This is a genomic window from Viridibacillus sp. KH_047 (assembly GCF_057838945.1).
In genome coordinates this window covers 3,749,523-3,764,571 of record NZ_CM174479.1, presented here as the reverse complement: position 1 = coordinate 3,764,571, position 15,049 = coordinate 3,749,523, and the positions used below count along the sequence as shown (strand labels likewise).

The 15,049-nt window shown below is 36.4% G+C and carries 13 protein-coding genes and 1 pseudogene; 8 read left to right on the top strand and 6 right to left on the bottom strand.

Annotated elements, in window-relative coordinates:
• Positions 1-11 precede the first annotated feature (11 nt).
• The 7 genes and pseudogenes from AC3IS5_RS18445 (at position 12) to AC3IS5_RS18415 (ending at position 6,574) form a co-directional block, all read left to right on the top strand.
• The gene (locus AC3IS5_RS18445) at positions 12-1,613 is read left to right on the top strand and encodes a pre-toxin TG domain-containing protein (RefSeq protein WP_489425694.1); all 1,602 of its coding nucleotides are present in this window, start codon (positions 12-14) and stop codon (positions 1,611-1,613) included.
• A gap of 4 nt (positions 1,614-1,617) precedes the next feature.
• Positions 1,618-2,007: an immunity 22 family protein gene (locus tag AC3IS5_RS18440; protein WP_489425693.1), complete on the top strand. Its 390-nt coding sequence runs from the start codon at positions 1,618-1,620 to the stop codon at positions 2,005-2,007.
• Positions 2,008-2,181: 174 nt separating this feature from the next.
• Positions 2,182-3,036: a hypothetical protein gene (locus tag AC3IS5_RS18435; RefSeq protein WP_489425692.1), complete on the top strand. Its 855-nt coding sequence runs from the start codon at positions 2,182-2,184 to the stop codon at positions 3,034-3,036.
• Positions 3,037-3,040: 4 nt separating this feature from the next.
• Positions 3,041-3,509: pseudogene (locus AC3IS5_RS18430) on the top strand (SUKH-4 family immunity protein).
• A 227-nt stretch (positions 3,510-3,736) separates the two neighbouring features.
• The gene (locus tag AC3IS5_RS18425; RefSeq protein WP_489425691.1) at positions 3,737-4,744 is read left to right on the top strand and encodes an ABC transporter substrate-binding protein; all 1,008 of its coding nucleotides are present in this window, start codon (positions 3,737-3,739) and stop codon (positions 4,742-4,744) included.
• 17 nt (positions 4,745-4,761) lie between these two features.
• Positions 4,762-5,784, top strand: coding sequence for an ABC transporter permease (locus AC3IS5_RS18420; RefSeq protein WP_489425690.1), 1,023 nt, complete (start codon positions 4,762-4,764; stop codon positions 5,782-5,784).
• On the top strand, positions 5,777-6,574 hold the full coding sequence (locus AC3IS5_RS18415; protein ID WP_489425689.1) for an ABC transporter ATP-binding protein: 798 nt from the start codon (positions 5,777-5,779) through the stop codon (positions 6,572-6,574). Before AC3IS5_RS18420 ends, AC3IS5_RS18415 begins: the two co-directional genes overlap by 8 nt.
• Positions 6,575-6,931: 357 nt before the next feature.
• On the opposite strand, the gene ilvA is transcribed toward AC3IS5_RS18415, so the two are convergent.
• Positions 6,932-8,194, bottom strand: coding sequence for a threonine ammonia-lyase IlvA (gene ilvA, locus AC3IS5_RS18410; protein ID WP_489425688.1), 1,263 nt, complete (start codon positions 8,192-8,194; stop codon positions 6,932-6,934).
• 168 nt (positions 8,195-8,362) lie between these two features.
• Here ilvA and AC3IS5_RS18405 point away from each other — a divergent pair, with 168 nt between their 5' ends.
• Positions 8,363-10,558 (top strand): ATP-dependent helicase, encoded by a 2,196-nt coding sequence (locus AC3IS5_RS18405; RefSeq protein WP_489425687.1) that lies wholly within the window; start codon positions 8,363-8,365, stop codon positions 10,556-10,558.
• A gap of 203 nt (positions 10,559-10,761) precedes the next feature.
• On the opposite strand, the gene AC3IS5_RS18400 is transcribed toward AC3IS5_RS18405, so the two are convergent.
• The 5 genes from AC3IS5_RS18400 to AC3IS5_RS18380 all read right to left on the bottom strand — a co-directional run bounded on the left by AC3IS5_RS18400 (position 10,762) and on the right by AC3IS5_RS18380 (position 14,968).
• The gene (locus tag AC3IS5_RS18400; RefSeq protein ID WP_489425686.1) at positions 10,762-12,117 is read right to left on the bottom strand and encodes a YjiH family protein; all 1,356 of its coding nucleotides are present in this window, start codon (positions 12,115-12,117) and stop codon (positions 10,762-10,764) included.
• Between the two features lie 194 nt (positions 12,118-12,311).
• The gene (bshB2, locus tag AC3IS5_RS18395; RefSeq protein ID WP_489425685.1) at positions 12,312-13,007 is read right to left on the bottom strand and encodes a bacillithiol biosynthesis deacetylase BshB2; all 696 of its coding nucleotides are present in this window, start codon (positions 13,005-13,007) and stop codon (positions 12,312-12,314) included.
• 16 nt (positions 13,008-13,023) lie between these two features.
• Positions 13,024-13,374, bottom strand: coding sequence for a YojF family protein (locus AC3IS5_RS18390; protein ID WP_053417949.1), 351 nt, complete (start codon positions 13,372-13,374; stop codon positions 13,024-13,026).
• 352 nt (positions 13,375-13,726) lie between these two features.
• Positions 13,727-14,560, bottom strand: coding sequence for a bifunctional hydroxymethylpyrimidine kinase/phosphomethylpyrimidine kinase (gene thiD, locus AC3IS5_RS18385; RefSeq protein ID WP_489425684.1), 834 nt, complete (start codon positions 14,558-14,560; stop codon positions 13,727-13,729).
• Between the two features lie 144 nt (positions 14,561-14,704).
• The gene (locus AC3IS5_RS18380) at positions 14,705-14,968 is read right to left on the bottom strand and encodes a hypothetical protein (protein ID WP_489425683.1); all 264 of its coding nucleotides are present in this window, start codon (positions 14,966-14,968) and stop codon (positions 14,705-14,707) included.
• Positions 14,969-15,049: the final 81 nt, after the last annotated feature.

Here is a 15,049-nt window from a genome sequence, read left to right as displayed (position 1 = left end):
AATGGAAGAGTATGTCGAAAGCAATACATGAGCTGATTACATGGCCGGGTATTGCATTACATTTCAACAAAGCTGATTCAATTTTAAACAAAGCAAAAAGTAACATTTCTAGCCATGACTCAGATGGTGTCATCTCATTCCATCCGGCAGAATTTAGCGGTGATGGGAAACAACTTCAAGAAAAATATGCAATCATGAGACACTATTCAGATAAAGTAGGAGACACAGTAAAAACAACAATTGACGAACCGTTTCACAATAATATTGATCACTATGTAAAAACAATGCGAGATCTTACTATTACTCAATTCAACACAACAAATCGTATAGGCGTCCGGGAAAAAGGTTTGTTTAATAGCGACAAAGGAGAAAAGGCCTATGTGACAATCGATGATTTATTTAACGAAGATACGGCTTACGCCGAACAGCTCCAAAGTGAATATGAGCAATGGAAACTCAGCAATCCAGAAGAAAAAATTTCTTCCGAAGATTATCGACAAGCCGCCTTACATACGCGAGCTTTCGAGTATACTAGTATAGAAGACGATCAATACAAAATAGAATTTTGGGTAGGCATTATCGGCGCAGTCGTAACCATTGGTCTTGGTATTATCTGCCCGCCTGCAGGCATCATTGCTGGAGGCCTATTGGCAACTTACGAAGTAGGAAGTGCAGTCAGCGGAAAAGATCTCATTACTGAGCGGGAACTAGGCACCTCTGAGCGATATTTCCGCGGCCTTACCGCGGTCCTACCTAGTGCACTGGCGACAGGAGGACGGGCCGTTGTTAACTCAAGCCGCACGGTCAAAACACTAACCCAGCAAGCAAAAACATTTGGAAAAAGCAGACTCCAACAGCTACACTATATCTATAAATATCCAGCAGACAGTATACTATTGAATAAACACGTACAATCAGGCACTTTAACAACCGCTCGTTCCGTAGACAATGTAACGGCCAAATCATACGTCACAAGCAATGGAACAATAGCGAAACTAGGAACTAATTACGAAGGTAAAGTAAAAGACACGATCCAACAAGCAACAGTTCGGAAAGATGCTCATTTTAGTGGTGGTATTAAGGGTACGGGTGAAGCTACAGTAAAAAGGCAAACTCCAAATCAAAGGAAATCGGAAGTTATTCAAAATAATTTTGTTAAAGTTACATCTCGTACTAATATTTATAGTCCAAAAGATATTCCTAGTGTAAGAGATGGTGAATTTATTAGGTGGTTTGACAATATAACTTTAGATGAATTAGAGATAGCGTGGGCTAATCCTGAAGTGAAAAAAGTAATTTCTTCAAGATTAAGATCGCCTGGGAAATTACATGAATGGTTAATGATTGCAAGGGCACCTACCTTTAAAAGATGGGGGATAAGTGCTAAAGAAATTCAAGAATTGAGAACACCAACAAAAGATGTTGAGTTTATTAATCCACCAGGAAAACATCATCGTGCGCCGGGTTCTAAGCGAGCGCATAATGAGATATTAGAGATAATAGACACATCACTTGATTATGATACATTTGTAAGAAGGTTACAGATGTGGTCTCATTATAGATATAAGGGCGGAGTAGATGGATTACCAGGTACTCTAAAAAATGAGGAGTGATAATATGGAATATAGTGGAATGGTTTCGGTGTGGTTTGGAGTTTCTAAATCATTTGAGAACCTTGAAGAGTATGTTGATATAGAATATACGGAAGATGGAGATTCAATAGACTCAAAGTTTGGGAAAAACTTTGAATTTGGTTATTATGATGAAGATAACATTGAAATTTGTTTTTATGAAGATCCTAAAAATAGTGTAGACGATATTTTAAAAGATTTTTCTTACAGTGAACTAATTATCCCCAAAGTAAAAGAGTTAATAAATGGTGATAATTTAGTATACAGTATTAATTCTGTTATTGTACTCTATGATTTTAAATACAATGAAGCGAAAAGTGAAGATGGATCCGAAAATATAGAAATTAAATTTATTGGTACTGTACAATATAAGTAGCTTGTACAAGTTCGTTAGTTTAAATGTACTATTTGTCATGAAATACAAAAGATATGATATTATCAGTATCAAATGATTGTATGCACAAACTTAAAGTGACTAGTGACTTGAAATTTTAGAAAACATATGAACTTAAAGCACTTGATTGTCGACTAGTGGCAATCAAGTGCTTTTTTGTATTTTCACATAGAAATTGAAAATGCAAAATTATTTAATCAATGTACATACAGCACGGTCAAAACACTAACCCAGAAAGCAAAAACATTTGGAAAAAGCAGACTCCAACAGCTACACTATATCTATAAATATCCAGCAGACAGTATACTATTAAATCAACACGTACAATCAGGCACCTTAGCAACCGCTCGTTCCATAGACAATGTAACAGCGAAGTCATACGTCACAAGCAATGGAACAATAGCGAAACAAGGAACGAATTACGAAGGTAAAGTAAAAGACGCGATCCAACAAGCAACAGTTCGGAAAGATGCTCATTTTAGTGGTGGTATTAAGGGTACGGGTAATAAGGAAGAAATCTCTACTGTTCCTAAATGGAGTAATGATGGCAAATACGATAAGGTTAGAGGATATAGAGGTAGAGAACTCACAAAGTATGATGAAGAGTATTTAGTTGATCCTAGACTTATAGTTGAAATGAACTTTAAAGGGAAATCTAACTCAGGAACTAATGCTGCAGGATGGGAGAGAAATGCAAAAAAGTTCTTCAATACATTACTTAAAAGTAATCCGGAGTTTTGGAGTGCAGAAAATACGGCTTTGATAAAGAGAGGTCGAGTTCAAAGTGTTGATGAACAATTTATAAAACATTTTCCTCAGTACAAGGAGTATTTAAAAGATCCAATGAGACATCACCATATAGGAGAAGGTGGTCAAGCTGTAGCTTTACCAAAAAGTTTGCATCCAGGATATGGTGGTATTCATAATGTAGAAAAGGATTGGGGAATTACTGGAATAGATAATGAAATTGCAACTAGATTAGAAACTTTTATAAAAAATTCAGGAAGGTGAGAAGATGATACTACCAGAGGAATTTAATGATAAATGGGATGTTAACAAAGATGGCCCGCTAATTAAATTTAATTACCAAGATTTAATGAGTACAGATTTTTCAGATAAGGCCAATTACAAATGTATTTAATATGCCAGAAGAGTTTCAAAAATATTGGTTTTTGGGATCGACTGGTTCCGGGGATCCGATATGTATAATTGAGAAACAAGAAAATGTAGTGTTTCTTCATAATAGTGATGATTATAAAGAGGTATTTATTAATTCTTCTTTAAATCAATTTGCAGAATGTTTATTAGTATATTCAAAAATGATTGATAAGGCAATAGAGGTGAATAGTGAGGATGCCTTTATTGATAATGATATACCAGAATCTGTGATTAATTGGCTAAAAGAAGAATTAGAAAGAATTGATGCTAAGTGTATGGAAAAGGAATGTTTTTGGTTTACTGAGATTGAGAATTTATATGAATAGCTGATAGCATTTTATAAAAGTTCACCAAATGTTCACAATTAAGTGAGTTACACTAAAACGTTGATGTTCAGCCGTTCAACGCGTTAAAGCGACAAAAGTACTATATTTTGAATTGTCGAAAGATTCATAATGTTGTTGACGATTGGCTTTTAGCCCTGTAATATAACACTAATTATAATCACATTAGTTCAATAGAAATGATTACGATTCAAATAGGGGGAATTCAAATGAAGAAAGGTTACAAGAAGTTAGCATTTTTGATATTTGCAGCAATGCTAGTATTAGCGGCGTGTGGAAGCAAAGATAAACCTGACTCTGCGGGATCAGGCGATTCAGGATCTAAAAAATCAGATGAGAAAACATATAAAATTGGGATTTCTCAATATGTTGAACATCCATCTTTAAATGAAGCTACTGAAGGATTCAAAAAGGCAATTGAAGATAGTGGTCTTAAAGTAGAATTCAAAATTGAAAACGCACAAGGGGATCCAAGTATTAATACAACGGCAGCAAATAATTTAGTTGGTGAAGGTGTCGATTTAATATTCGCTAACGCAACGCCAAGTGCTCAAGCAGTTGCAGCTGCAACATCGGATATTCCGGTTCTTTTCACATCTGTAACAGATGCAGTAGGAGCAGAGCTTGTAAAATCAATGGAAGCTCCAGGTGGAAATGTAACAGGTACACTTGATACACATCCAGAAGCTATTCCAAGTACGGTGAAGTTTTTAGCAGAAGAACTAAAAGCTGAAAAAATAGGTATGGTTTTCAACTCAGGAGAGCAAAACTCACGTGTACAAGTGGATATGGTAAAAGCAGAAGCAAAAAAATTAGGTGTGACAATTGTAGAAGCATCTGTTTCAACATCAGCAGAAGTAAAACAGGCAACTGAATCATTAGTAGGAAAAGTAGATTCAATCTATATCATTACGGATAACACAGTTGTAACAGCACTTGAATCAGTATTGGATGTGGCAACTGATAAGAAAATTCCAGTAATGGTTGGAGAATTAGACTCTGTTAAACGAGGCGGTCTAGGAGCTTTCGGCTTTGCGTATTCAGATATTGGTTATGAAGCTGGTGAAATGGCAGTAAAAATCTTAAAAGATGGTGCAAAACCAGCAGATATTCCAGTGGCTTATCCTAAAAACTTAAAATTCGAGATTAACAAGAAAGCAGCTGAACAACTTGGTTTAGACATCAAAGACGAATGGAAAGCAGAAGTAGTCGAATAGATAGGAGATGATTCTACATGTTTACAGCAATCTTTGGCTCTGTTGAGCAAGGAATCATCTATGCAATCATGGCGCTCGGAGTGTATCTTACATTCCGAGTTTTAGATTTTCCTGATTTAACAGTGGATGGTAGTTTTGTGACAGGTGCTGCAACAGCAGCGACTTTAATTGTTCTTGGTTACCACCCAGCATTGGCAACAGCAGCGGCGATTGTCGCGGGGTTTTTAGCGGGATGTATGACAGGAATACTTCATACGAAGGCGAAAATCAATCCTTTGTTATCTGGGATATTAATGATGATTGCTCTTTATTCCATCAATTTACGTATTATGGGGGCAACGACAGAAACAGCAATTGGTCGTCCAAACGTACCGCTTTCGAACATCGATTCGCTGTTCACCATCTTCTTTGGTTGGTGGGGTAATTTAGGTATTGATACAGCAATAAATAACGTTTTAATCAGCATAGGTATTGAAAATGTGCCAAAAACATGGGGTACATTCTTCGTCATGATCATCGTAACTTTTGCGATTAAAATTATTTTCGATAGATTCTTAAAAACCGAAGTTGGTTTAGCTATTCGTGCAACGGGTGATAATGACAAAATGATTCGTAGTTTTTCTGCGAATACAGATACATTAATCATTTTAGGGTTGGGTATTTCAAATGCTTTGGTTGCATTATCAGGGGCCCTTATTGCGCAGTATACGAAATTTGCAGATGTAAGTATGGGGATAGGGATGATTGTTATCGGTTTAGCTTCTGTTATTATCGGGGAAGCGATTTTAGGGACGAAAACAATTGTCCGTACAACTTTAGCTGTAATTGTCGGTGCGATTATCTACCGAATCGTCATTGCTATCGCACTTCGTGTTGAGTTTTTAGATACAGGGGATATGAAGCTTATCACAGCATTGATTGTGGTCGTGGCGTTGATATTACCTAAATTCTTTGAAAAACGTAAAGAGCGTGCTCGCAAAGCAAAACGTCGTGCAGAACGTACGGTTACTAGTGAACAGGAGGCGAAACATCTTGCTTAAACTAGAGGGGATCAACAAAATCTTCAACGAAGCTACGCCAGATGAGAAAATTGCCTTAGATAATATTAATCTAGATTTAAAAACAGGTGATTTTGTCACTGTGATTGGTAGTAACGGTGCTGGGAAATCTACAATGATGAATATGATTTCGGGAGCTTTATCACCAGATTTTGGTGCTATTGAAATAGACGGAAAAAACGTAACGAAATATCCAGAATATAAACGCTCTCATTTAATAGGCCGTGTCTTCCAAGACCCAATGGCAGGAACAGCACCAACAATGACCGTAGAAGAGAACTTGGCGATTGCATATTCTCGCAATAAGCGTCGTGGTTTGCGTATCGGAGTCGATAAAAAGAGACGTGAGTTTTTCCGTGAATCATTGGAATCATTACATCTCAATTTGGAGAACCGTTTGACAGCGAAAGTAGGCTTGCTATCTGGCGGAGAACGCCAAGCATTATCACTACTAATGGCAACATTTACAAAGCCATCAATTTTACTATTAGATGAACATACAGCTGCACTTGATCCTTCACGTGCAGAGCTTATTACGAATTTAACAAAGCAGCTAGTTGAAAAGGATAATCTGACAACATTAATGGTTACCCACAATATGCAACAAGCGCTTGATCTAGGTAATCGCCTCATAATGATGGATAAAGGCCAAATCATTTTAGAGGTTGACTCAGAAGCAAAAAAAGATTTAACAATCGCCGATCTAATGGATGCATTCCAACGTATTCGCGGTGAAAAGCTTGTATCAGATCGTACTCTACTAAGTCTTTAATAAGTAGAAACTATAAAGCAGGAGCCCTATTTATGGGTTCCTGTTTTTTGTTTACCTATATCAAAATGTAACAGCAATAATAGATTGTTTGAAAAAACAAATCTCGTACTAAAACCGTTGCATAGCCTCAAGTAAGAGAAGAATGGTTTATTTATAATAGAGGTTTAATGATTTGAAAGGGAGTTGCAATATTGAAGGTATATTTACCAAGTTTCAAAGTGATGTTATCTCCATAGGAGCGGTATGGTGGATTCGATTCCAGAAGTCATAAGAATTTTACCATGGAACCAGAGAATATTGGAAAGTAGAGAAATGAAAAAGGAATCTCCTACACTCGGAAGATTCCATTTTTGAATATTAAACTAATAGAGCAAATAATGTACTATCATTGTTCACTTCTTTAAATGAGAAACCATTAAGTTCCATACGGTCAAGCAAACCAGCATAATCTTCAGGACGTTTTAACTCGATACCTACAAGTGCTGGACCACTTTCTTTATTGTTTTTCTTCGTATATTCGAATGTTGTAATGTCATCATCTGGGCCAAGTACTTCACCAAGGAACTGACGAAGCGCACCTGCGCGTTGTGGGAAATTGACGATAAAATAATATAACAAACCTTCATGAATTAAAGACTTCTCTTTAATTTCCTGCATACGACCGATATCATTGTTACCACCGCTAATAATACAGACTACGGATTTCCCCTTAATCTGGTTCTGATATGCATCTAGTGCTGCAACTGGTAAAGCGCCCGCTGGTTCAGCTATAATTGCATGCTTATTGTACAAGCTTAAAATTGTCGTACATACTTTACCTTCAGGAACGGCAATAATATCATCAACATACTTTTTGCAAAGTGCATATGTAGTGTCGCCAACACGTTGTACAGCAGCACCATCAACAAATTTTTCGATATGATCTAAGGCAATAGGACCACCGTTAGCAAAAGCTGCTTTCATACTCGCAGCACCACCTGGCTCAACCCCGATAATTTTAGTCTGAGGGGAAAGGTTTTTAATATAGGCAGATACACCGGCAATTAAGCCTCCCCCACCAATACTACCAAATACATAGTCAATCGGCTCTTCGATATCATTCATCACTTCAACGGCAACGGTGCCTTGTCCCGATATTACATCTATATCATCGAATGGGTGAATGAAAATATGTTCTTCAGCCTTTGAAAATGCCTGCGCACTTCTAGCAGAATCATCAAAAGTATCACCTGACAAAATAACTTCTACAAATTCACGTCCAAACATTTTCACTTGTTCGATTTTTTGAGAAGGAGTAGTTGTTGGCATGAAAATGTGCCCACGGATTCCTAAATTTGCACAAGCATATGCAACACCTTGCGCGTGGTTGCCTGCACTTGCACAAACAACACCTTTTTCTCGTGCATCATTCTCGATACTTTTAATTTTATAATAGGCACCTCGTAGTTTAAAAGAACGTACATGTTGTAAGTCTTCACGTTTTAAATAAACGGTACAACCATACTTTTCAGATAAATATTCATTTTTTTGTAATGGTGTGTGTGCAACAACATCTTTTAAAAATTGATAAGCGATTAGTACATTTTCCACCTGAACGGTCTTCACATCTGATACTGTCATAATTATTCGTCAAACCTCCGATTCCATAAAATGCATTTATTCATTTTAACATATTATTCAAGCTGAATGGACTAAATATTAAGTTAATTCTAAATGTTTTGTGACTTATTGCGTAGGCGGGCAAAAAAGCGATTCCAACTAGCTTTCAGTTATAATAGAAAGAACAGTATGAATGAACGGAAAGGATTACGAGTACAAATGAATTTCTTTGATAAAATGCAACAACATACGGGTGTTTCTTTAAATGATGTACAAAAACAGGCAGTTCGATATTCCGATGGTCCATTGCTATTATTAGCATCACCCGGTTCAGGAAAAACAACGACTTTGATTATGAAAATTGGCTATCTATTACTAGTGAAGAAAATACCAGCACAAGCGATCTTAGCCATTACTTTTAGTAAAGCCTCTGCACAAGATATGGCACAGCGCTTCGACCAATTCTTTGGTAAACTTACGCATGAAAAGGTACATTTCTCTACAATTCATAGCTTTGCTTTTCAAGTAGTACGAGAATACTTTGCAAAGCAACGAATAACTTTTCAACTAGTGGAAGGGGGCAACGATGTCCCACTTCATAAAAAAATTATTCTTCGAAATATATTTACGGAGATAAAGGATACAAATCCAACTGAAGATGAAATGGATGAGCTCCTTACCTATATCAGCTATGTAAAGAATCGTATGCTTTCAAATAAGCAGCTAAGTACCGTGAAATCCTCCATCTCAGGCATAGCCGATATGTATAAAGCGTATGAACAATTCAAAGCGGAAAACCCGCAACATCCACTCCTGGATTTTGACGATATGCTCACGTACTGCTTACGTATTTTGCAAGAAGATGAGCAAATTCGTACAAAATATCAGCGCCGCTTTGAATACATTTTAACGGATGAGAGTCAGGATAATTCCGTAATACAGCATGAAATTATCACGATATTAGCCAAACCACAAAATAATCTTTGCGTTGTAGCTGATGATGATCAATCTATTTTCATGTGGCGTGGATCGGATGTCCAAAAGTTATTAGAGTTTGAAAAGAATTATCCACAAGCAAAGATTTTAACAATGACTCAAAACTATCGCTCCACACCAGAAATCGTGAAAACAGCAAATGACTTCATCAAACGAAACCCAAAGCGCTATACGAAGGAAATGTTCACGGAAAATCCAACTGGTGAATCAATTGAAATCCACAATATGCAGCGCTATGAGTTACAACTGAACTACGTCATTCAAGAAATTGAAAAAAGTAGTAATCCGCAAGAAACGGCCATCTTATACCGTAATAATTCTTCAGCCATCCGATTAGTGGATAAGTTAAATAAAGCAGGTTTGCCATTCTATATGAAAGATGTCGATTTGAAATTTTTCCGACATTGGATTGTAGAAGATATTATCAATTTCATGCGTCTTTCCTATAATGATTCACGTGTAGACATTCTTGAGAAAGTCCATACGAAAATGAATGCGTACATTACGAAAAAACAAATGATGTATTTAAAAAACAATAATGACAAAACTTCAGTTTTTGATCAACTTCAAACGGTTCGACACGCAGATTATCAGGAGCAAGCATTGAATAAAACGAAGAAATTAATTGAAAAGATAAACATATTAGACCCAGAAGAAGCGATTAAAATCATCCGTAAAAATCTAGGCTATGAAAAATCGATTCGTAACACGGCTGAGCACCTTGGCTTTAATGAGGAAGGGTTATTAGGTGTTCTAAATCAACTAGAGCATATTGCGATTGGTCTACCAAATCTTGAAGCATTCGCAAAACGCTTAAAAGAATTAGAGGAAATTATGAAAACGTCTTGGTCAAACAAAGGACGTGATGTAGTTACTTTATCTACATTGCATAGTGCAAAGGGGCTTGAGTATGACACCGTGTATATGATTGATCTAGTTGATGGCATTATTCCTTCAAATGATGATTTAAAACAACAGGACGAGGATAATAGCGAACCGATAGAAGAAGCTGTGCGCCTCTTCTACGTAGGGATGACTCGTGCACGCAAGTATTTGGAGTTGCTTACTTACCATTTAAAAGATGATGAACATGTAGAGGAGTCTCAGTTCTTAAAACAAGTGCGCCGTTTAGTAAAAGGGAAGGAATTAGTGAAAAAGGAAGTTGGGTATCGAGAAAGTAAACCTGCCCGAGATATTCCCGTAAATGCCATTACTAAAAAAGAAGATTTACAGTTGAAAAGTTATGTAGAGCATCATGTGTTTGGTAAAGGTGAAATACGAGAGCTAAGTGGACAAGCAATTGGTGTTGAATTTGAATCTGTAGGTTATAAGAAATTTATGATCGATATATGTTTAAAGCAAGGGTTTCTTTGTAATATAGAGGAATAGGTATCTATTTGTGGCTACAAAAAAAGAAGATTTAATAAACTTACTTTTAAAACCGCATTTGATATTAAAGTTAAAATATCTATAAAATAAAGTGGTGTACGAATTCGGAAAAAATTATTTAAAGGTTAATTGATATATAAAGTGGTAGTAGAATAAATAAAAAGCAGGACAGCCTTTTACATAAGACTGTCCTGCTTTTGTTATTAAAAAATTAAATGACCGATACCAGCGATAATTGGTAAAGAAATCAAAGTACGTAATACGAAAATAATCATTAACTCGAAAAAGTTAAGAGGAATCTTCGTACCAAGGATTAATCCACCAACCTCTGACATGTAGATTAACTGTGAAACTGAAACACCGGCTATGACAAAGCGTGTTAGATCTGACTCAATACCAGAACCAAGAATAGTAGGTAAGAACATATCAGCAAAACCAACAACCATAGTTTGTGCAGCTTCAGCAGCTTCAGGTAATCCTAGAACTGTTAAAATGGGTTCGAATGGCTTCCCTAAGAAAGTGAATATACCAGTGAACTCGGCAAGCATTAATGCTACAGTACCAAATGCCATAACGATCGGTGCAACACCAAACCACATATCTAAAACGTTTTTAAAACCATCGACGAAAAATTTACTGAAATTACGATTACGTTCAGCTGTATTTAATGCATTTTCTAAACCATGTGTAACCAAATTATAACCTTCTGGCAATTTCTCACGCTCAAGATTAAGAGGTTGTCCATTAATATAAGTATTCTTTTTCTTAGAAAGGGGATAAATACGTGGCATGATTAATGCTAGCACTAAGCCACATAGAACAACCGCACCGTAAAATGGGATGAAATACTCACCTAAATTCACTGTATCAATTACAACGATACAAAATGTGATGGATACGATTGAAAACGAAGTCGCGATAATCGCAGATTCTTTTTGTGTATAGTTGCCTTCTTCATATTGACGACTAGTTAAGAGGACACCAATTGTACCATCACCTATCCAAGAAGCTAATGCATCAATTGAAGAACGTCCAGGGATTTTGAATAATGGTCGCATAATTTTAACCATCATTGTACCGAAGAATTCAAGTAATCCGAATTCAGTTAAAAACGGAAGTAGTAAGCCTGCAAATAAGAAAATCGTGAATAGGAAAGTCACAAGACCACCGTCTGGATCCATTAACAGTCCACCTGTATTTTCATTACGGATTGCGCTCGGGCCAAAATCTTGTACAACCATGAATGCAAAAATAAAACCAAGTACACGTGCGATTGTCCAAAACCAATTTACACGGAATATCCCATCAAACATTGTTGGTTTTTCAGGATTCTTTTGCGGAATAAAGTGATAAGCAACTGAACCTAATGCTGCGATGAAAAATACGATCACCGTGAACCAGGAGATGAATGAAACCGCAGATCCGGCAAGTAAATTCGCCAAAATCGCAATAGGAACCTTCCAACCATCAGCTGTCTTAAGTGGCGTCATAAATAAAAATACGCCAATCAGTGACGGGATTATAAATAGTAGCCAAGTAGATATAGGGAATTTTTTCATTTTATATTAAATACCTCGTTTTATAGTTGAATATTTATTCATCATAAAGAGTTTACATTCAGATGTAAATAGTTTAGGTAAAAGACGTACTTTTCAGACAATAACAAATGTGAATCCTTATATTTGCTTATAAAAAATAAAAAAAATCCCCTCTCAATTATTCACTAAAAATTGAGAGGAGAGGAGTAATTCGTTTAAAATTGTTCTTCAAAATCTTCATGCCAGCGATAGCTGAAGAAACGTTCATAAGTTAACCAGTTCTCAGCTTCTGGTTCACCTGCTTCTAGACGCTTTTCATTTTCCTCAAGCATCCAAGCAGTTTGAGAAATATGAGCGCGCATTGAGCCAAGTTTTTGCTCTCGTACGTCACGAATGTCATTTACAATATCTGGTTCTCCAAGACCTTCGCCAGTATTATTCGCAAAAGCTAAAGCGTGTAACTTCGGACGTTGTTCAACAGGGATGCGGCGTACAGCACGCACAACAGCACGAGCAGTTGCTTCATGGTCAGGGTGAACCGCGTAATTTGGATAGAATGTGATAATTAAAGATGGATTCAATTCATCGATTAAATCAGTCATCATTTGAACCATTTTCTCATCATCTTCAAATTCTACTGTTTTATCACGTAAGCCCATCATACGTAAATCTGTAACGCCCATTGCTTCGCATGAAGCGATTAATTCTTTTTTACGGACTAAAGGTAAAGTCTCGCGTGTCGCGAATGGGGGATTTCCAAGATTACGTCCCATTTCGCCAAGTGTTAAGCATGCATATGTGACAGGTGTACCTTGATTGACATAAGTTGAGATGGTGCCAGAAACACCAAATGCTTCATCATCAGGATGCGGGAATACGACAAGTACGTGTCGTTCAGGTTGTAGTGTCATCTGAATCACTCCTTAATTAATAAGTAAATGGTGTTTCGCTAATTTCAAGTGCTACTGCTAATTTGCCGTCATAGTCATGTCCAGCCATTAACAGGCGATTTTGTTCATCTATTTCATAGTGAGTAATGCCTTGAGCATAAACCCAGCCATGAGCCATTTTCAAACCAACGCGGTGAGGAACATCTGCTGTAACTTTCCCCAATTCATATTGAAGTTTAACGTTACGGATAAATGCACCAGCGTTGAATACTTTTTCATTGAAATGAGAGGCATAAGCCCCGTTGGTTGTCTCTAAATGTATATAAACATCTTTATTCGCAAAGGAATTAAGAAGTTGTTGAAGCTTTTCTATTTGTACTATTTCCATTTAAATTCTCCTTCCAACAGCTAGCAATCTATTCTCTAGTATAGAGAATAATTCCTACGAATGCGATTCGAAAGCTCAAAAAATATATTTTCTTTATATGCTTTGTAAGAATTGAGCTGAAAGTTGTAGCTATAGAAGCAGAGTAAGAAAAAATGGTTCCTTTATTTAAAAAGTGCATGATTATTATTTTGTTCTTTTAAATAAGGACAACCTGTTTATATAAAAGAAATGCCTTTTTTTGCATAAAGAACTGTTGTCCCATCATAAATTCTTAGATAGCGTTTAAATATGAAAAGATATACATAAAAAACCTCCGCAATAATTAAAATTGCGAAGGTTCTATTATTCGATATTAAACTTCAGTAGTAGTGATTTTCGGAGTACCATAAATGCCTTTTGCACCATGCATAACAGGGCCAACGAATTGATTTAATTTCCAACCATGTTCAATTGCAGCAGCAACGAAAGCTTTTGATTCGAAAACAGCTTCTTTTACAGATAAACCGTTTGCTAGATTAGCTGTAATAGCAGCAGCAAAAGTACAACCAGCACCGTGGTTATATGTAGTATCTACTTTATCAGCTTCAAGCAGGATGAATTTTTCACCATCTGAGAATAGGTCGATAGCTTTTTCATGTTGTAACGCTTTACCGCCTTTGATAATAACGTTTTTAGCGCCAAGTTCATGGATTTTTTGTGCTGCGACTTTCATTTCTTCAATTGTTTTGGGTGTACCTGTTCCAGCCAATTGTCCAGCTTCAAAAAGATTTGGTGTTGTAACAAGTGCTTGTGGTAGAAGGTATTTAATCATAGCTTCAACGTTTCCTGGATTTAATACCTCATCTTCACCTTTACATACCATTACAGGATCGATAACAACGTTTGTTGTGCCAGAGTTTGCAATTGCTTCACCAGCTACTTGTATAGCTTCTTCAGTAGAAATCATCCCTGTTTTTACTGCATCCACGCCAGTAGAAAGAGTTGTTTTTAACTGAGCTTTAAGAACGTCGATTGGCAATGTATATACACCATGAGACCAGTTATTGTCTGGATCCATTGTAGCAACAACAGTCACTGCACACATACCGTATGTGCCATGCTCTTGGAAAGTTTTTAAATCAGCTTGTAAACCTGCACCACCAGAAGCATCTGTTCCGGCAATTGTTAGTGTTTTTTTTAGTGACATTGAAATAGACTCCTTTTATGAAAAACTTATTTTATTAAACTTTCAGAATATAAAAAATGTAATTGAATAGTCCTATTATAACGAAATCACTGGCTAGAATGAAATGGTCAAAAGCCAACTTTTTAATAAGGTCAGTTTGGATTTCTATTTAGGTAACTGATCTGCATTTATAATTCTTCGTATAATAATAATCCCACCTAAACAAAGTAAACCTACTATGGTAGCTGCTATGTAATGTCCCTTTTGTATAAATCCAATTAATAAAAATAGAAAAAGTAAAATAATTAAAGCAAAAAATATATAAAAACACCCCATGCCAAATGACTTTGCTTGCTCTGGTACGTGTTGACCACTTTCAGCTACATTCGTAATTCTTTTCACCTTTTCTCGCCATTGTAAATCAGCCATTCCACCAACTCCTTTCCATTATATTACTCTAATTCGATTTTAAATAAAATTGCCGTCAATCACCAAATTCAATCGACTGTA